The 17779-nt window shown below is 59.5% G+C and carries 13 protein-coding genes; 4 read left to right on the top strand and 9 right to left on the bottom strand.

The genetic code is table 11. From position 1 onward, the window contains the following. The coding region (locus tag HK23_RS10540; protein ID WP_086653931.1) for a class II fumarate hydratase at positions 1-1269 on the bottom strand (1269 nt) is incomplete at its 3' end. Positions 1270-1569: 300 nt separating this feature from the next. Between HK23_RS10540 and HK23_RS10535 the strand changes: the two genes are divergently transcribed. Further along, complete coding sequence (locus HK23_RS10535; RefSeq protein WP_086653913.1) at positions 1570-4233, top strand: cation:proton antiporter; 2664 nt, start codon at positions 1570-1572, stop codon at positions 4231-4233. Positions 4234-4273: 40 nt separating this feature from the next. Here HK23_RS10535 and HK23_RS10530 read toward each other — a convergent pair whose 3' ends face one another. Then, positions 4274-5695: a coniferyl aldehyde dehydrogenase gene (locus tag HK23_RS10530; RefSeq protein WP_086653912.1), complete on the bottom strand. Its 1422-nt coding sequence runs from the start codon at positions 5693-5695 to the stop codon at positions 4274-4276. Between the two features lie 99 nt (positions 5696-5794). Between HK23_RS10530 and HK23_RS10525 the strand changes: the two genes are divergently transcribed. Continuing rightward, entirely contained in the window at positions 5795-6403 is a 609-nt protein-coding gene (locus tag HK23_RS10525; RefSeq protein WP_086653911.1) for a TetR/AcrR family transcriptional regulator, read from the top strand. Between the two features lie 80 nt (positions 6404-6483). Here the strand turns inward: HK23_RS10525 and HK23_RS10520 are convergent, their stop codons facing one another. After that, a complete protein-coding gene (locus HK23_RS10520) occupies positions 6484-7032 on the bottom strand; it encodes an HdeD family acid-resistance protein (protein WP_086653910.1) in 549 nt (182 codons plus the stop codon). A 357-nt stretch (positions 7033-7389) separates the two neighbouring features. Between HK23_RS10520 and rpsD the strand changes: the two genes are divergently transcribed. Both rpsD and HK23_RS10510 read left to right on the top strand, forming a co-directional pair. Continuing rightward, positions 7390-8007 (top strand): 30S ribosomal protein S4, encoded by a 618-nt coding sequence (gene rpsD, locus HK23_RS10515; RefSeq protein WP_063908143.1) that lies wholly within the window; start codon positions 7390-7392, stop codon positions 8005-8007. A 102-nt stretch (positions 8008-8109) separates the two neighbouring features. Continuing rightward, positions 8110-9657: a peptide chain release factor 3 gene (locus HK23_RS10510; RefSeq protein WP_063908144.1), complete on the top strand. Its 1548-nt coding sequence runs from the start codon at positions 8110-8112 to the stop codon at positions 9655-9657. Here the strand turns inward: HK23_RS10510 and HK23_RS10505 are convergent, their stop codons facing one another. The 6 genes from HK23_RS10505 to HK23_RS10480 all read right to left on the bottom strand — a co-directional run bounded on the left by HK23_RS10505 (position 9658) and on the right by HK23_RS10480 (position 17749). Next, complete coding sequence (locus HK23_RS10505) at positions 9658-10869, bottom strand: MFS transporter (RefSeq protein WP_086653909.1); 1212 nt, start codon at positions 10867-10869, stop codon at positions 9658-9660. Continuing rightward, positions 10866-11591, bottom strand: coding sequence for an NUDIX hydrolase (locus tag HK23_RS10500; RefSeq protein ID WP_256940151.1), 726 nt, complete (start codon positions 11589-11591; stop codon positions 10866-10868). Before HK23_RS10500 ends, HK23_RS10505 begins: the two co-directional genes overlap by 4 nt. Positions 11592-11699: 108 nt before the next feature. After that, entirely contained in the window at positions 11700-12731 is a 1032-nt protein-coding gene (locus HK23_RS10495) for an isocitrate/isopropylmalate dehydrogenase family protein (protein ID WP_086653907.1), read from the bottom strand. A gap of 94 nt (positions 12732-12825) precedes the next feature. Further along, positions 12826-14604 (bottom strand): aminopeptidase P family protein, encoded by a 1779-nt coding sequence (locus HK23_RS10490; protein WP_086653906.1) that lies wholly within the window; start codon positions 14602-14604, stop codon positions 12826-12828. Between the two features lie 8 nt (positions 14605-14612). Continuing rightward, positions 14613-15527 (bottom strand): 50S ribosomal protein L11 methyltransferase, encoded by a 915-nt coding sequence (locus HK23_RS10485; RefSeq protein ID WP_086653905.1) that lies wholly within the window; start codon positions 15525-15527, stop codon positions 14613-14615. Beyond that, positions 15527-17749 (bottom strand): ATP-dependent helicase, encoded by a 2223-nt coding sequence (locus tag HK23_RS10480; protein ID WP_086653904.1) that lies wholly within the window; start codon positions 17747-17749, stop codon positions 15527-15529. The genes HK23_RS10485 and HK23_RS10480 overlap by 1 nt, the downstream gene beginning before the upstream one ends. Positions 17750-17779: the final 30 nt, after the last annotated feature.

The following is a 17779-nucleotide window of genomic DNA, read 5'->3' as shown; positions in this document are numbered from 1 at the left end:
GAGCATGACGGAGCCATTCACATACTGTGCAAGATGCGGCTCATTCAGTTCCGTTCCTTCCACCGAGAAAACTCTGAAGTTCCGGCAGCCATCCGCCAGAATACGGATGCTGTGCAGACAGTTGGCCAGAATGACCGGGCGCATCACGTTCAGGTCCAGCTGGCCCTGGCTGGCGGCAAAGCCCACGGTGGCATCATTGCCCAGAACCTGTGAGGCAATCATTACCATGGCTTCGCACTGGGTCGGATTGACCTTGCCGGGCATGATGGAGGAGCCAGGCTCGTTCTCCGGCAGGTGGAGTTCTCCAAGCCCGCAGCGGGGGCCGGAGGCCAGCAGCCGCATGTCATTGGCAATTTTCAACAGGGGAACGGCCAGCCCGCGCAATCCGGCAGAGGCCCGGACCATGGCATCCAGCCCACCCAGAGCCGCGAATTTGTTGGGAGCGGTGACAAACGGGCGGTCTGTCAGCTCGGCAATCTTGCTGGCAATGGCTTTGCTGAAGCCTGCGGGGGCGTTCAGACCGGTGCCGACGGCGGTGCCACCCGCAGCAAGCTGAAACAGACCCTCGCGCGCGGTGCGCAGGTTGCCCAGAGCATCTTCCAGCATACAGGCCCAGCCGGACCATTCCTGCCCGACGGTAAGCGGCACGGCGTCCTGCAGGTGGGTGCGGCCAATTTTGACAACATTCATCCACTGCTCGGCTTTGCTCTGGATGCTGTCGCTTAGGGCTTCCACAGCGGGGATCAGCCGGTCTTCTATTTCCAGCAGCGTGACGACATGCATGGCCGTGGGAAAGGAGTCATTGCTCGACTGACCCATGTTGACGTCATCATTCGGATGCACCGGTGTTTTGGAGCCGACTTCACCTCCTGCAAGCTGAATGGCCCGGTTGGCGATGACCTCATTCAGATTCATGTTCGTCTGGGTGCCGGAGCCTGTCTGCCAGACATAAAGTGGGAAATGCGCATCCAGTTTGCCGGCACAGATTTCGTCCGCCACGCGGGCAATCAGGTCAGCCTTCCATTGCGGCATCCGTCCGTCTGCCGCGTTGACCAGAGCCGCGGCTTTTTTGACCACCGCATAGGCATGGCACAGGGGGAGGGGCATGTGGTCTTCCCCAATGGAGAAATGCACGAGGCTGCGCTGGGTCTGTGCCCCCCAGTATTTGTCTGCGGGCACCTTGATTTCGCCCATTGAGTCCCGCTCCATGCGGAACCCGGTTGCCGTCAGGCCAACGGGGCAGTCTGTGATTTTGGGTGGTGTGGTCATGATACGCATCCCGATTGTTCATGCCGGCCTCATGCCGTGGTGCGGAGGTCTGGCGTCCTTTTTCCAATATGGGGTGTGGCATAGCTGCCGCATGTCAGAATAAAGTCACATTGCAGCGAGGCTCCCTTCGCGCCAGAGCCTTTCTGCAACGCAGGAAACGCGCGGGGGGAGGTAGGTGTTCGTTCGATGTGTGTGTTAAAAGACACTCACATTCTGGAACGTCTGCCTTTCTGGTGCCTTATCATCGTGTAACAGGAAGATCTGATTGCAGAATAATCTGGCTGGAGGAGCAAAGAGGGTATGGCGGTAACGGGTTTGGCTGCGGTACTGCTTGCCATTGCGCTTCTTCTGGTCATTGTCAGCACGGTGCAGCCCATTGCCCGCAGGCTGGAACTGTCTGAAACCGTGCTGCTGGCTATTGTCGGCATTATTATCGGTAGTCTGGCCGACCTTGCCCTGCGCACCACGCATACGTCCGCGCTGAACGGCATTGCGGAAACGCTGCTCGACTTCCCCATCAATAGTGAAGCGTTCCTGCTGATCTTCCTGCCGGTACTGGTTTTTCAGGGCGCGCTGGCCATTGATGTGCGGCGTCTGGCGCATGAGGCCGCGACGGTTTTGCTGCTGGCTGTGGTGGCTGTTGTGGTCTCCACAGGTGCTATCGGGCTGGCGCTGTATCCGTTTGCAGAGATGCCGCTGGTTGTCTGCCTGCTGCTTGGCTCCATTGTGGCGACGACTGATCCCTCTGCTGTGGCCGGGATTTTCCGTGACATCGGGGCCGCAACGCGTCTGACCCGTCTTGTGGAAGGCGAGGCGCTGCTGAACGATGCGGCGGCCATTTCCATCTTCTCCATTCTGCTGCCGTCCGTCACGCTGCATCACGCCATTCATCCGGGCGAGGCGGTGATCTCGTTCGTGATCTCGTTTGTCGGAGCGCTGATTGTGGGGGTGGTGTTTGGCCAGCTGACCCTGATGATGATTACGGCCCTCGGCGGCTCAGCCGCGGCGGAAATCACGCTGACTGTGGCACTGCCGTATGTAGCCTATATTGTCTCGGATGAATTTCTGGGCGTGTCCGGCGTGGTGGCCACGGCGGCTGCCGGGCTGACGCTCTCTGTTTATGGACCATCCACGGTCCGGCCACAGACATGGCTCTTCCTCAACCAGCTCTGGCAGCAGCTTGTGTTCTGGGCGGGGTCTCTGGTGTTCGTGCTGGCGTCCATGCTGGTGCCGCATCTGCTGGTGGGCATGACCCGGTGGGACTGTGTGCTGATCCTGATTGCCAGCGTCGCCGGGCTGGCTGCGCGTGGCGCGGTGGTGTTTGGTCTGCTGCCTTTCCTCGCCATGACCAAGCTGGCGCCCCCTGTGCCGACACCGTTCAAGGTCACCATGGTCTGGGGCGGTCTGCGCGGGGCTATTACGCTGGCGCTGGCGCTGGCTGTGACGGAGAACGAACGTGTCTCCACGCCTGTCGCCCACTTTATCGGTATTCTCGCAACCGGCTTCGTACTGATTACGCTGCTGCTGAACGGCACGACGCTGCGGTCTCTGGTGCTGTTCCTCAAGCTCGACAAGCTTTCACCCATTGATGAAGCCATGCGGCATCAGGTGCTGAGCATTGGTCTGGAAAATGTAAAGGACCGGGCTGAGAAACTGGCGGACGGACTGGGCTTTTCCACGGATGCGACTGGCACTGTTATTGAACAGGTCGACCGCCGTGCGCATGAGGAACAGGCCGCTAACTCGTTCGATACCGCGCTGGGCGATACGCAGCGCGTGAACCTGGCTCTGATTACCATCGCCAGCCAGGAGCGGTCCGTTCTGCTGGACCTGTTCCGTATTCAGGGCTTGTCCCGCCGGGTGATGGAAACCCTGCTGCGGTCTTCTGAAGCGGCGATTGACGGTGCACGGCTGGAAGGGCGTTTGGGGTATGTGCGGGCCCTGCGCAAGCGGCTGAGCCCGTCTCTGCGCTTTAAGGCTGCGCAGTGGATTCATAAAAATCTGCGCATCGACCGGCCCCTGATGCTCTGCATGGCCGAGCGTTTTGAAATGCTGATGGTGGCACATTTTGTGTCCATCTCGCTCACACGCTTCATGAGTGAGCGGCTGGAGCCGACGCTGGGGAGCCGTATTGGTGAGGTTGTGGCCGAGGTGCTTCAGCGGCAGCGCAAGCTGCTGGATGAGGCGCTGGAGACCCTGCGGCTGCATTATCATGGGTATTCGGAAGCGCTGGAAAACCGGATTTTCCGGCAGATCGTGCTGCGGCTGGAAGGGGAGGAATATGACTCCCTGCTGGCGGAATCCCTGATTAGTGACGAGCTGAACCGTGAGTTGCTGAAAGAGCTGGAACGCCGCCGCCATCGGCTGGACAAGCCGCTGAGTTTTGACCTGCGCAGCGGGATTGAAAGCCGCCTGAAACATGCTGCCGTATTCCGCGGTCTGCCCAATGCGGAACTGCATGATCTGGCAACCACGACGTCTCTGCGCTTTGTGGCGCCGCAGGAGCTGATCTGCCGCCGGGGGCGCAAGATCCGCAATATCTACTTCATCAGCGCGGGGCTGGCGGAATCGCATGTGGCCGAGCGGGATGTGCTCTACGGTGCGGGCGACCTGATTGGGGCGCTCTCCACCATTAACAACGAGCGGTGCCCGGCCAATATCCGTGCGGTGCAGTTCGGGCATTTCATGGTTATCAGTGCCTCACGCTTCCGGAGGCTGGTGGAAGAATATCCGCTGGTGCTGGAAAATATTGAAAAGCTGCGGCGTAAGCGTGAAGAGGGCGAACGCGCCATTAAGCTGGTGCCGGGCGCTGCTCCGGCTGAGAAGGGGAGTGAGCGGCCCGGTCAGGCGGCGACGGCTCTGCTGAAGCTGGAGAGCAAGATGCCACCCTCTGCGAAGCCTGCGGATGATGCTGCGGGGGATGAGACATCAGAACCGCCGTCTTCGTCCTCTTCTTCAAACTGAGGCAGAACAGCCAGAGCGTTTCGGCGCTCTGGCTATTTTTTTAGCGTAGAATAAAATTTGTGATGATGTCCGTTAGCTTTCCAAAGGGCGGTTTGAGGAGAGTGGCGGCATTGAACCGCCCCTGCTTGTAAATGCCGCGCGGGTGGGTGAGAGCAATGAAGCCTTCCTTGCCGTGATAGGCCCCCATGCCGCTGTCTCCCACGCCACCAAAGGGCAGGTCATCCTGAGCATAGTGCAGCAATGTCCCGTTGAGCGTGACGTTCCCTGAGATTGTGCGCTTCAGCACTTTGTTCCGTTCTGCGCGCTTGTCTCCAAAATAATACAAGGCCAGAGGGCGGGGGCGGGCGTTGATGAAGGCAATGGCGTCATCAAGGTTTTGATAGGTCAGGACAGGCAGGACTGGCCCGAAAATTTCTTCCTGCATGACCGCCATTTCCGGCGTCACGTCCAGCAGGATAACAGGGGCTAGGAGATGCTGGGCAGGGGCGTCCTGCCCCAGCCGGATGACCCGAGCTCCCTTTGCTTCGGCATCGTCAATCAGGACACTCAGGCGCTCATAATGATGTGCGTTGAGGATGGCTGTATAATCAGGTGAGCCAGCATAGCCGTTGGGGTGGAGCTTGCGCACAGCATCCTGATAGGCTTTGGCGAAACGCTCCTGATCCTGCTCGTGCAGCAGCACATAATCCGGGGCGATGCAGGTTTGCCCGGCATTGGTCAGTTTGCCGAAGGCGATGCGCTCTGCCGTCTGCTGCATGGAAAAGCCGGGTTCAATCACAACGGGGGACTTGCCCCCCAGCTCGAGCGTGACCGGGGTCAGGTTACGGGCTGCGGCAACAGCCACTTTCTTTCCGACGGCTGTGCTGCCTGTAAACAGGAGATGGTCGAACGGCAGCGCTGAGAAAGCAGCCCCGACCTCTGCGTCTCCCTGAACAACGGACACCTGTTCCGGCGGAAAGACAGCCTGAATGATTTTTGCGAGAACTGCCGCGGTGGCAGGTGTGAGTTCCGACGGCTTGAGCATGGCGCGGTTGCCAGCAGCAATGGCTGTGGCCAGCGGGGTAAGGGCGAGCGAGACGGGATAATTCCACGGGGCGATAATCCCCACAACACCGACCGGCTGACGGATGACCCACGCACTTCCACACTGGAAATATGCAGAAACGTGACGACGTTCTGGCTGCATCCAGTGGCCAACATGCCGGATGAGGTAGGTGATGGACTGCACCAGAGGGATCAGCTCCACAATGGCGCTTTCCTGCTCTGAGCGCTGGCCGAAGTCTGTCTTCAGGGCGCGGGTGATTTCTGTCCGTCGCCTCAGTATTTCAGCCTTCAGGCGGCGCAGGGCAGCGCGACGCTGCGCCAGTTCGGGTGGTCCGGCGCGCAGAAAGGCGGCGCGCTGCCGGTCAAGAAGGCGAGATAATTCAGAAGACTGGGCAGGCGCGGGAACAGTGTCGGACATTACGTCCTCCATGTTTACAGGGGAAACTTTTCTGGGCAGGCTATGGAGAAGAACAAGCCTGAGTCAATAAAGTTTCTCTTGTAAACATAGGCCTCACGAATGAGTGATACCAAACACCGGTCCTACCATCATGGGGATCTGCATCGTGCGCTGCTCGACACCGCTCTGGGCATGCTGGCGGCCGATCAGACCTGGACTTTTACGCTGCGGGAAGTAGCACGGCGTACCGGTGTGAGCCACGCAGCGCCTTATAAGCACTTTGAGGATAAGGACGCGCTTTTACGGGAGCTGGCCCGGATTGGATTTGTCCGGCTTGAGCAGGCTATGGCGCAGGCATTGTCCTCAGGCCCGCCTTCCATGCGCGAGAAATTTGTTGCGGGCGCTCAGGCCTGTATTGCGTTTGCGCAGCATAACCCCGGCCTGTATCGCCTGATGTTTAGCGCGGACGCGGATAAGGGCGCGGACCCACGCTTGCATGAGGCTGCGATGGCGACATTCGGGGTTCTGTTACGCCTTCTGGAAAAGGGGCAACAGGATGGCAGCTTTCGGCCTGTTTCCATCCCGGCGCTGGCGGCAGCAAGCTGGGCGCAGGTGCATGGGCTGGCCATGTTGGCCATGAACGGTCAGCTTCTTGAAGAAAAGGTCGGGCCAGATCCGGTCCGGGCAGCGCTGGATGTGCTGCTAGATGGGCTGTGCTGCAAGGTGTGACTGTGTCTGCACGGCCCACATAAAAAAGGCGCTCCGCTTGTGTGCGGAGCGCCTTTTGGTTGGGGAGGGAAACCCTGCTATTATAGCCGGTTGATGGGCGGACGCACGTCGCTCTGCCGCAAGGCCAGACCGAACTGGAGCCAGCCGATGCCGCTGGTAATCAGCTCAACCCCGACAAAGGTGCCAATCAGCCACAGGCCGGACCAGGGCAGGGTGAAATACAGGCACAGCCCGACCACAAGGCTGATCAGCCCGCCAGCCAGCACAATGCCCCAGCCGGGCAGGCTGCGATACTGGATAGCCATAATGCTGCGCATCACACCCACCACAATAAAGCAGGCGGCGGCAAACAGGGTGATCATCACGGAGCCGGTTGCCGGTTCTTCAATAATCATACCGCCTGCCACAATATAAAGCAGGCCGAACAGTACGGAGAACAGGACGCCCCCCCATTCCCGCACGGCAAAGGCATGGGCTACCTGAAAGGCACCGGCAATAATCAGCAGAATGCCAATGAAAATCGTACTGGCGAGCGTGACGGAAATGGCATCCACGCAGGCAATAAAGCCCAGCGCAATCAGCACCGCGCCCAGAGCGACAAACATCGCCCATTTTTTAGCAAATGGCATGGTGTTTTTCCTTATTCTTCAGAGGTGTTCATAAAAATCATAGAACAATCTAAGGCACATAGAGCGTAAATACTATCTGTAAAGGCATGCATTTACAGCGCAGGCAGCGGTTGCCTGCCATTATCTGGCATGACACAGCAGGATGCATTGAGTTGACAGAAGGCAGGTCTTTCCGTAATGGCTGCTCCCATTGCCGGGAATGTGGACAGGACGGCCGATGCAGGTGGACAGATGCTCCCGCCTGCCGGTGATACGGACTGCGCCCGCTCTGATCCACGGGGGACGGAGACTACCGGCGCCATGATGAGACACAGATAACAGTGTGTCTCACGCAGACAGAGAAGAGAAGAGCGCCTTATGAGCAAGCGCCTCGAGAGCAAATACAAGATTAACCGCCGCCTTGGCGTTAACCTGTGGGGCCGTGCGAAGTCCCCGGTTAACCGTCGTGAATACGGCCCGGGTCAGCATGGTCAGCGCCGTAAAGGCAAGCCGTCTGACTACTCTGTCCAGCTGATGGCAAAGCAGAAGCTGAAGGGTTACTACGGTAACATCAGCGAAAAGCAGTTCCGTCGCTACTATCAGGAAGCCGTGCGTCGTAAGGGCGATACGTCTGAAAACCTGATCAACCTGCTCGAGCGTCGTCTGGATGCGGTCATCTACCGCATGAAATTCGCCATTACGCCGTTCGCTGCCCGTCAGTTCATCAGCCATGGCCACATCACGGTCAACGGCCGCAAGGTGAACATCCCCTCCTATCTGGTGCGGGACGGGGACGTGATCGAAGTCCGCGAAAAGTCCAAGCAGCTGGCTATCGTGCTGGATGCTACCCAGACGGGTGAACGCGACGTTCCGGAATACATGGACGTTGATCACCGTCAGATGAAGGGCACGTTCGTCCGTGGTCCGAAGTTCGCTGATGTGCCGTATCCGGTGCAGATGGAACCGAACCTGGTGGTCGAATACTACTCTCGTTAATCGGCGCTTCGGCCCGATTTGTGCTGCGCCGGGTGGAGGGGTTTTCTCTCCATCCGGCGTTTGCCGTTTTACCCAGTCTCTTTTCCAGCCGGATTGTCTGTCATGTCTGAAACGCTCGCACCTGACCTCAGCACGGAAATTGCCCGCCGCCGTACGTTTGCGATCATCTCGCATCCGGATGCTGGTAAAACCACGCTGACGGAACGCATCCTGCGGGCAGGTGGCGCCATTCAGCTGGCAGGGAACGTGCGGGCCAAGGGTGAGCGGCGGCGTACGCGGTCTGACTGGATGTCCATTGAGCGCGACCGCGGGATTTCCGTGGTCAGCTCTGTCATGACCTTTGAATATGGCGGGTGTATTTTCAACCTGCTGGATACGCCGGGCCATGAAGACTTCTCGGAAGATACCTACCGTACGCTGACGGCCGTTGACTCTGCCGTGATGGTGATTGACGCCGCCAAAGGGATTGAGGACCGGACGCGCAAGCTGTTTGAAATTTGCCGCCTGCGCGATATTCCGATTGTCACCTTCATCAACAAGATGGACCGTGAGGCGCAGGACCCGTTTGCGCTGCTGGATGAAATTGCGTCTGCCCTTGCGCTGGACACGGCACCCGCCACATGGCCGATTGGCCGCGCTGCCGGATTTGTCGGCACGTATGACCTGCGCACCAAAGAAGTGCATACGCAGGAAACACTGGCCCAGTCCGACCCGCGCATGGTGCAGCTTTCCGAAGAACTGGAACTGGCGGAAGCGGCTCTGCCTGAGTTTGACCGGGAGTCTTTTGATGCCGGGCATCTGACGCCGGTTTTCTTCGGGAGCGCCATGAAGGAAATTGGTGTGACGGACCTTTTGAACGCGCTGGTTGCGTTTGGGCCGTCCCCACGAGATCAGGTTGCGGAAAGCCGCACGGTTAAGGCCGATGAAGAGGGCATGACCGCCCTTGTTTTTAAAATTCAGGCCAATATGGACCCCAACCATCGGGACCGTATTGCCTTTGCCCGGATTTGTTCCGGCAAGCTGACGCGCGGGATGCGCCTGCGCCACAGCCGCACCGGCAAGAATTTTGCGGTGCATACGCCGCAGTTCTTTTTTGCGCGGGACCGCCAGTTGGCAGAAGAAGCCTTTGCGGGCGATGTGGTGGGGATTCCCAACCACGGCACGCTGCGCATTGGCGATACGCTGACGGAGAACGAGGATCTCAAATTTACCGGTGTGCCGCATTTTGCTCCGGAAATTCTGCGTCGTGTGCGGCTGGATGACGCCATGAAAGCCAAAAAGCTGAAACAGGCGCTGACCCAGCTTGCGGAAGAAGGTGTTGTGCAGCTCTTCAAACCGCAGGACGGTGCGCAGCCGATTGTGGGTGTGGTCGGGACCCTTCAGCTCGACGTGCTTCAGGCGCGTTTGAAGGCAGAATATGGTGTGGCGATCGGGTTTGACGGTATCCCATTTTCTCTGGCCCGTTGGGTAACGGGGCCGCGCGAGAAAATTGAAGCCTTTGCCATGGCAAACCGTTCTTCCATGGCGGATGATCTCGATGATGATCCGGTGTTCCTGGCGACTTCAGCCTTCATGATGCGCCGCACGCAGGAACAGAACCCGGATATCACTTTCCATGATATCAAGCAGATCGGGATTGAAATTAAATAATCACGCTTGACGTCGCTTTTCCGTCAGACAGACGGCAAAAGCGAGTGCAGGGAGAGCTGCTCCCAGAGCAGAGGCTAATGGCCAGCCGCCGCGGGCGTAAGCCCAGCTGCCAAGGGCTGAGCCAGCAGCACCGCCCATAAAGAAAATCGCCATATAAAGCCCGTTCAGGCGGGCTCGGTTTTCTGCGGGTAAGACAAACAGGGCGCGCTGCCCGAGCACCAGATTAGCGGTCACGCCGAAATCAATCACAATACCCGCCAGCGCCAGCACGCCGATAAAAACAGACTGCGGCATGACAGCGCTTGTCAGAAAGGCGAGGGAAACCAGCGCCATGGCGGCCAGCGTTGCAGGCCATGTCCAGCCTCTATCGGCAATGCGCCCGGCAATAGGGGCGGCAATAGCGCCGGCAACGCCCACAAAAGCAAACAAGGCAATCTGCCCCTGAGAAAACTGGAAGGGGGGAGCGGCCAGAAGCAGGGGCGTTACTGTCCAGAACAGACTGAAAGCACCGAACAGGCAGGCATGATAAAACGCCCGCCGTTGCAGAACTTTTGTGGTGAGCAGGAGGGTGCCCATGGAACGGAGCAGGGCACTATAAGGGCTGCGGGTCGCAGGTCTGCGCTCTGGCAGAACGCGCTGAAGCAGAACGGACAGGGCCAGCATGATCCCGGCAGAGATCAGGAAAATGGTGTGCCAGGACGAAAATTCCGTCACAAAACTGGAGACAGGGCGCGCAAGCATAATGCCCAGCATCAGGCCGCTCATGACATTGCCCACCACGCGCCCGCGTATGGCTTCCGGCGCCAGACTGGCGGCAAACGGGACCAGAATTTGCACCGCGACAGACAAAATACCGACCAGCCCGATGGCAAACAGGAAGGGCAGCGGGTGGTGTGAAAAAGGCAACGCCAGCAGTGCGAGCATGACAAGCCGCGTCATCCACACAATCAGGCTGCGGTTTTCCAGCAAATCGGCCAGCGGAACAATTAGCAGCAGGCCGAGGCAGTAGCCGATCTGGGTGATGGTGACGATCAGGCCGGACTGGCTTTCCGGCATGGAGAGCGTGGCGCTGATAGGCCCGGCCAGAGGCTGTGCATAATAGAGATTTGCGACAATCAGCCCGCAAGCTGCGGCAATGACTCTGATCAGGTTCGGGCTGGGGCCAGTCTGTTCCGTGCCGTCCGAGGCAGGAGGCGGAGGCTGACTGGTCATGAGCGGGCGGCAGCCAGCAGCGCACGGGACGTTGGGAGCAGGTCAGGGCGACTCAGCCACGCGTCAATCTCCGCATGCGGCACAAGAGCGAGCTGGTCATATTCCTGATTGGCTCCATTTTTCCAGTGCGTTTCCACCGCGCTGAAAGACAGCGGGGTGCGCATGGGGATGCCGATATCCAGAATACGGGTGCCCGGATGGCGGGCGATAAGGTGCGGTGAGCCGATGGTCACGTTTTCGGCTTTCAGGCCGAGTTCTTCTTCCGCTTCCGCCAGAAGCTGTTCATCCAGATGCACGGCAGTGCTGTCTCCGCGTCGTTCAATGCTGCCAGCGGGCGGGCTTTGCCAGAAATTACCCTGATACAGAGAGGACGGGTTACGTCGCCCCAGAACATAGCCTTCCGGCGTTTCCAGCAGGCCAATGACGGCGAGCGGTTGCAGGTGCAGTTGCATGAACAAAGCCGGCTTTTTCATTTGCGCGAGAACCGAGCGATAGTCCGTCCAGTGGCCGGAAATCCCGGTGCGGGTTACGCGGTCTGCTGAAAAAACGCAGCCGTTAAAAAGAGCAGGGGTTTTCTGGCAGGCTTCTGCCCAGATGCGCGTGATCTCGGCCTCTGTTTCCGCCGTATGCCGAGGCACATGCGGTGTGACCGTGATGGTGCAGGACGGGGAAAGCCGCAGGATGGGCCATTGGCCGTGAAAGCTGGGTATCATGCGGGGCATGATACGCACGACAGCGAAACGCGTGTTAAAAAACTGTCGTGAACACTCAGAATTCTCAGAAAAAACGGGAGGCGGAGAATAGCCGCGCTCCCGTTTTTTGAGGGTTGATCAGACGAGCTGCTGTTTGAGAGCGGCTGTGAGATCTTTTGTCGTCGCGTTACCGCCCAGATCCTTGGTGCGGACGGGACCTTCCGTGATCACTTTCTTGATCGCGTGGTCAATCCGGTCTGCCAGATCCTGACGACCCACATGCTGGAGCATCATGACGGCAGCCAGCAGCAGGGCCAGCGGGTTGGCAATGCCCTGTCCGGCAATGTCAGGCGCAGAACCATGCACGGCTTCAAACACCGCGGCTTTTTCACCAATGTTCGCACCCGGAGCCATGCCCAGACCGCCAACAAGGCCTGCTGTCAGATCAGACAGGATGTCACCAAACAGATTGGTGGTGACAATCACGTCAAACTGCCAGGGGTTGAGGACCAGCTGCATGGCGCAGGCATCCACAATCCGCTCGTTAAAGGCGACGCGGCCTTTATATTCCTCAGCAACCTTGCGCCCTTCTTCAAGGAACAGGCCGGTCAGCAGTTTGAGGATGTTGGCTTTGTGGACGAGAGTGACCGTTTTGCGGTTGTTTTTGAGCGCATACTCAAAAGCAAATTTCACAATACGGCGGCACTCAGCGCGGGAGTTGAAGCCCGTGCTCAGGGCAATGCCTTTCGGGTCATCACCAACCGGAACGTAATGTTCCATGGCGGCGTAATAGCCTTCAAGATTTTCACGGAACAGGACCAGATCAATCTTGTCGAACTTGCCACCGGGGACAATCGTCTTGGTCGGGCGCAGGTTGGCGAACAGCCCGAACTCCTGACGCAGTGTGACGTTGATGGATTTGAAGCCGCCCCCAACTGGCGTGGTCAGCGGGCCTTTCAGAGCAAGGCCGGTGCGGCGGATGCTTTCAATGGTCTGCTTGGGCAGCGGGTCATTGACCGCATCCACCCCGGCCATGCCGGCAAGCTGGCGGTCCCACACAAACGGGGCACCGACGGCGTCAAGAAGTTCGGTAACCGATTCAACAATCTCAGGGCCGATCCCATCACCGGCGATAAGAGTAGCGGGGATGGTTTTGCTGTCTGTCGTCATTCTGGAAGCTCCCTTCACTTCGCAGCTTTTCTGCTCTTCTTCGGTCCGGCAGGCGATTCCCAATTGCGTGACCAGTTGCGAAAAACCCGTTCTCTCACGCCCTCTTGAGGGGGGCGCATGCCGTTTTCAGCCAGTTTTTGGCCTCATCTGGCAGGTGGGGGCCGATCTGGTCCATGATTTGCGCATGGTAGGCATCCAGAATCAGGCAGTCTTCTTCCCCTAAAAGCGCTGTGTCGATCAGGCGGCGGTCAAACGGTGCGAGGGTCAGCGTCTCAAACGCGTAGCCGGGGCGGTTTTCTCCAGCTTTTTCACGCACCAATACCAATGTTTCCAGACGGATGCCGTAGGCACCCGGCTCGTAATAGCCCGGCTCGTTGGAGAGAATCATGCCCTCCTGCAACGTGATGGCAGAAGGATTTTTGGAAATCCGTGCCGGACCTTCATGCACGGAGAGGAAGCTGCCTACGCCGTGACCGGTGCCGTGGTCATAATCCAGACCGGCCTGCCACAGGTCATACCGGGCCAGTGCGTCCAGCGCGTGGCCGGTGGTGCCTGCGGGGAAGCGGGCGCGGCCAAGGCGCAGATTGCCCCGCAGCACACGGGTAAAAGTTTCCTTCAGGCGGGCAGGCGGGGCGTCCGGGCCGGTCCAGACGGTGCGCGTGACGTCCGTCGTGCCTTCCGGATACTGGCCGCCGCTATCAATCAGATAGACTTCATTGGCGTTCAGGGGACGGTCACTCTCCGGGGTTACGCGGTAATGGATGACGGCCCCGTTTGGCCCCGCGCCGGAAATGGCGGGGAAGGATTCGCCCCGATAATCCGCGCCTTCTGCCCGGAAGGCATCCAGCTTGGTTGCAGCCTGAAGTTCCGTGGTGCCACGGGCCTCTTCCGTATCCAGCCAGTGCAGGAAACGGCACAGGGCCACGCCGTCTTTCAGATGTGCCTTGCGGGTGCCGGCCTGTTCCGTCGTGTTCTTGCGGGCTTTGGGCAGCACGCACGGGTCCGGGCTTTCCTGCACGGTAGCTCCGTGGCGCGTGAGTGTCTCGGCAAACCAGACGGCATTGCTGGCCGGGTCCACGCCGACAGTTTTGCCGCTGAGGGTGGCCAGAACGCTCTCCAGAGCTTCCGGCTCATGCACGCGCACGTCTGCGCCCAGCCATTCCCGCACATCTGCCGGGAGCTTGCTGGCCTGAAGGAACAGATCCACCGAGGCATCGGCGTGCAGCACGGCAAAGGCCAGAACAACGGGGGTGCAGGGGATGTCTGTGCCGCGGATATTCAGCAGCCACGCGATAGAGGCCGAATCGCTCAGCACGGCAGCGGCCTGTCCGGCGTCTGCCAGCGTCTTGCCAAGACGGACGCGTTTGTCCTGAGAGGACTCGCCTGCATAAACCAGCGGATGGATGGTGGCGGGTGCTGCCGGGAAGGCCGGACGATCAGCCCACAGCGCATCGGTCAGATTGCCGTTGGTGGGAACCAGCGTAATGCCCGAAAGCGTTGTGAAAGGCCGCAGTTCCGCGCTGCTCATAACGCGGGCGTCATACCCAATGCGGGCACCCTTGGGGGCTTTCCGGGCCAGCCATGCGGGCGGCGGGGTCTGATAGATATGTTGGCGTTCCCAGCAGGAACCATCCACCTGCTGGTCCATCTGGGTGATGTAGCGGCCATCCGAGAACACTGCGGCAGAGTCTGCCAGCACCAGCGCCATACCAGCGCTGCCGCTAAAGCCTGTCAGCCATTCCAGACGTTCCGCGCAGGCGGGTGTGTATTCCCCGAGAAACTCATCGCTGTGGGGGATGATCAGGCCATCAAGCTCATTCTGTTTTAACAGGGTGCGCAGGGCGGCGAGGCGGGTAGCGGAAGCGGACGGCATGACAGACCTCAAAATGATGTCTCAGAAAAAGGGCGACGCAGGACCAGAGTGGCCCAGTCGCCCTCTGTAAAGGTGTGTTCCAGCACCAGCCCGAGCCTGCGGTGTGCGGCCAGCACCATGCGGATCTGGGTGCGGAGCAGGCCCGCCAGAATAACCGTGCCGCCGGGGGCCAGATTATGCGCCAGATCCTTGGCCATCAGGCACAGAGGGCGGGCCAGAATATTGGCAAAAACCAGATCATACGGCGCATTGTGGCGGATTTCCGGGGTTTTCCAGCCATTACCCAGACGGCAGGTGAGCGCGCGGCCCAGCCCGTTGCGTTCCGCATTCTGGGCTGCCACGCGGACGGACCAGGGCTCGATATCAACCGCCAGAACCTTTTTGTGCAGGAGCGCCGCCGCCGCCATAGCCAGAATGCCGGAGCCGCAGCCGAGGTCCAGAATTTTGCGGGGCTTACGGTAGGCAATGCGCTCCAGCGCCCGCAGGCAGCCGCGAGTGGAACCATGTTCACCCGAACCAAAAGCCACACCCGCATCAAGCGTTAAAGCAATCCGGGTTGGGTGCTTTACGTCGGGCAAATGGGTGCCACGGATGACAAAGCGCTGCCCGACATCCTGCTCGGGGAAGGATTCATAGGTGCGGGCCAGCCAGCCTTCGGCCTCAGTGGCATCGCGTTCCAGCGTGGCGTCCACACCGCTGGTCAACTGGGCCAGCACGAGGGCTACGGCCAGTTCATCTTCCCGATGTCCGGCGTCTTTCACGCCTTCCACGCGCCAGAGTGTGCCTTCCGGGTTGGCTTCAAAAATACCAACCGTGGTGCAGACGCTGCCGATGGCGTTTTCATAGGCTTCGACAGCAGGTTCCGGAACGGTGACCGCAACCGTTTCCAGAGCGGTGGCGTGACGACGGGGAGCAACGGCCATTAAAGTTTCTCTAAAAAGGAGGACAGAAGATGTTTGATGCCGACGCCTTCAAACGCGACATCAACATGGTGGTGATCGGCTGAGACAATAATGCCTTCCCCAAAGCGGGGGTGGCGAACATGCTCGCCCAGCTGGAAGGAGGGCGTGTTTCCGGCCAGAGGGTCGCGCCGCCTGCGGGCGACCAGCGGTGCGCCGCCTGCAAAGACGGAGTCTGTGGCGCGCAGGCCGCGGAGGTTGGCGTCACGTTCGCCGTGCCGGATAACATGCTCATCCGGCAGTTCATCCAGAAAGCGACTGGGCATGGAATCCTGCCAGTTGGCGTAAATCCGCCGTCGGGCTGCATGGAAGATCATGGCGTGCTTGCGCGCACGGGTAATGCCGACATAGGCAAGCCGACGTTCTTCCTCCAGCCCGGAATTGCCGCCTTCATCCAGCGTGCGCTGGGAGGGGAAGACGCCTTCTTCCCAGCCGGGCAGGAAAACAACATCAAACTCCAGCCCTTTGGCCCCGTGCAGGGTCATGAGGGAGATGCGGGCCTCTCCGGCATTCTCGTCATGCTCCATGACGAGCGCCACATGCTCCAGAAACTCGCCCAACGTGCCGAAATCCGCCAGAGCGCGGACCAGTTCTTTCAGGTTTTCCAGCCGTCCGGGGGCCTCGGGCGAGTTATCGGCCTGCCACATGGCCAGATAACCGCTTTCTTCCAGCAAATGCTCAACGGCGACCACATGGCCTTCACGCGCCATAATGTCGCGCGTGGTGTCCAGTGCGGTCATCAGGGCGCGGACCTGATCGCCCACTTTCCCTTTCAGGATTTTTTCTGCCAGCAGTATCTGGGTGGCGGCGGTCAGCGGGACCTGATGACTACGAGCTGCGGCGTGCAGTTTTTGGACACCAGCCGGACCCATGCCACGTTTTGGGGTGTTGAGAATGCGCTCAAACGCCAGATCATCGGATGGCTGGTTGAGCACGCGCATATAGGCCAGTGCATCGCGAATTTCAGCGCGTTCATAGAACCGCACACCGCCGACAATGCGGTAAGGCACACCGCTCTGCACCAGCTTTTCTTCAAACGCGCGGGTCTGGAACCCGGCGCGGACGAGGATGGCCATTTCTCCCAGAGAGTGCCCGTCACTCTGCATTTTCTCGACCATGCCGCAGACATCGCGGGCCTCATGGTCGGAATCACCAACGCCGATCACCAGCACTTTCTCGCCGTCAGAATCCTCGCGGCCAGAGCGCAGGGTTTTGCCTAGTCGCTCGTCATTATGCGCAATCAGACCGGCCGCGGCCCCGAGGATATGACGGGTGGAGCGGTAATTGCGCTCCAGCCGGACAATCTGTGCGCCGGGGAAGTCTTTTTCAAACCGCAGAATGTTGCCAACCTGCGCGCCACGCCATGAGTAGATGGACTGATCGTCGTCCCCGACGCAGCAGATATTGGAGGGCTCACCGGGGCGCAGTGCCAGCAGACGCAACCAGAGATACTGGACGGTGTTGGTGTCCTGATATTCATCCACCAAAATGTAGCGGAACAGGCGATGATACTGCGCCAGCACATCAGGGCGGGTGCGCAGGATCTCCGTGACATGGAGCATCAGGTCTCCAAAGTCACAGGCGTTCAGCTGAATCAGCCGTTCCTGATAGGCTTTGTAAATGGCGCGGCAATGGCCGTCCGCAAAGTCGGAATCTTCCGAATCTGTCACGCGTTCAGGCGTCAGCCCACGGTCTTTCCAGCGCTGGATAACGCCCAGAATACCGGGGGCGGGCCAGCGTTTGGTGTCAATCTGCCAGGGGACAATAATCTGCTTGAGCAGACGGAGCTGGTCGTCCGTATCCAGAATGGTGAAGCTGCTGGTCAGCCCCACATAGTCGGCATGGCGGCGCAGCATCCGTGCGCACAGGGCATGGAAGGTGCCCAGCCATAACCCTTCCGCCGGGCTGCCAAGCAGGAGAGAGACGCGCTCGCGCATCTCCTTGGCGGCCTTGTTGGTGAAGGTGACAGCCAGAATTTGCCAGGGTTTGGCACGGTCTGTCAGCAGAATATGGGCAAAGCGCGTTGTCAGCACTCGTGTTTTGCCCGTGCCAGCGCCGGCGAGAACCAGCAGGGGGCCGTCCGTGGTTTCAATCGCGGCGCGTTGTTCAGGGTTCAGGCGCGCGAGATAGGACTCGCCTTGGCCCGAGGATGATGAAAAAAGCGCGGAGGAAGGGTTTTCGGACATATTCACTTTACCCTTATATCGTCTTGAAAG

Source organism: Acetobacter malorum (assembly GCF_002153605.1).
Classification (GTDB): Bacteria; Pseudomonadota; Alphaproteobacteria; order Acetobacterales; family Acetobacteraceae; genus Acetobacter; species Acetobacter malorum_A.
Note: the sequence above shows the minus strand (reverse complement) of the source record. Positions and strands in the feature narration are given on the sequence as shown.

Coding starts and splice junctions, on each gene's coding strand:
- HK23_RS10535 (WP_086653913.1), top strand. CDS start 1,570: ATGGCGGTAACGGGTTTGGCTGCGGTACTGCTTGCCATTGCGCTTCTT.
- HK23_RS10530 (WP_086653912.1), bottom strand. CDS start 5,695: ATGTCCGACACTGTTCCCGCGCCTGCCCAGTCTTCTGAATTATCTCGC.
- HK23_RS10525 (WP_086653911.1), top strand. CDS start 5,795: ATGAGTGATACCAAACACCGGTCCTACCATCATGGGGATCTGCATCGT.
- HK23_RS10520 (WP_086653910.1), bottom strand. CDS start 7,032: ATGCCATTTGCTAAAAAATGGGCGATGTTTGTCGCTCTGGGCGCGGTG.
- rpsD (WP_063908143.1), top strand. CDS start 7,390: ATGAGCAAGCGCCTCGAGAGCAAATACAAGATTAACCGCCGCCTTGGC.
- HK23_RS10510 (WP_063908144.1), top strand. CDS start 8,110: ATGTCTGAAACGCTCGCACCTGACCTCAGCACGGAAATTGCCCGCCGC.
- HK23_RS10505 (WP_086653909.1), bottom strand. CDS start 10,869: ATGACCAGTCAGCCTCCGCCTCCTGCCTCGGACGGCACGGAACAGACT.
- HK23_RS10500 (WP_256940151.1), bottom strand. CDS start 11,591: ATGCCCCGCATGATACCCAGCTTTCACGGCCAATGGCCCATCCTGCGG.
- HK23_RS10495 (WP_086653907.1), bottom strand. CDS start 12,731: ATGACGACAGACAGCAAAACCATCCCCGCTACTCTTATCGCCGGTGAT.
- HK23_RS10490 (WP_086653906.1), bottom strand. CDS start 14,604: ATGCCGTCCGCTTCCGCTACCCGCCTCGCCGCCCTGCGCACCCTGTTA.
- HK23_RS10485 (WP_086653905.1), bottom strand. CDS start 15,527: ATGGCCGTTGCTCCCCGTCGTCACGCCACCGCTCTGGAAACGGTTGCG.
- HK23_RS10480 (WP_086653904.1), bottom strand. CDS start 17,749: ATGTCCGAAAACCCTTCCTCCGCGCTTTTTTCATCATCCTCGGGCCAA.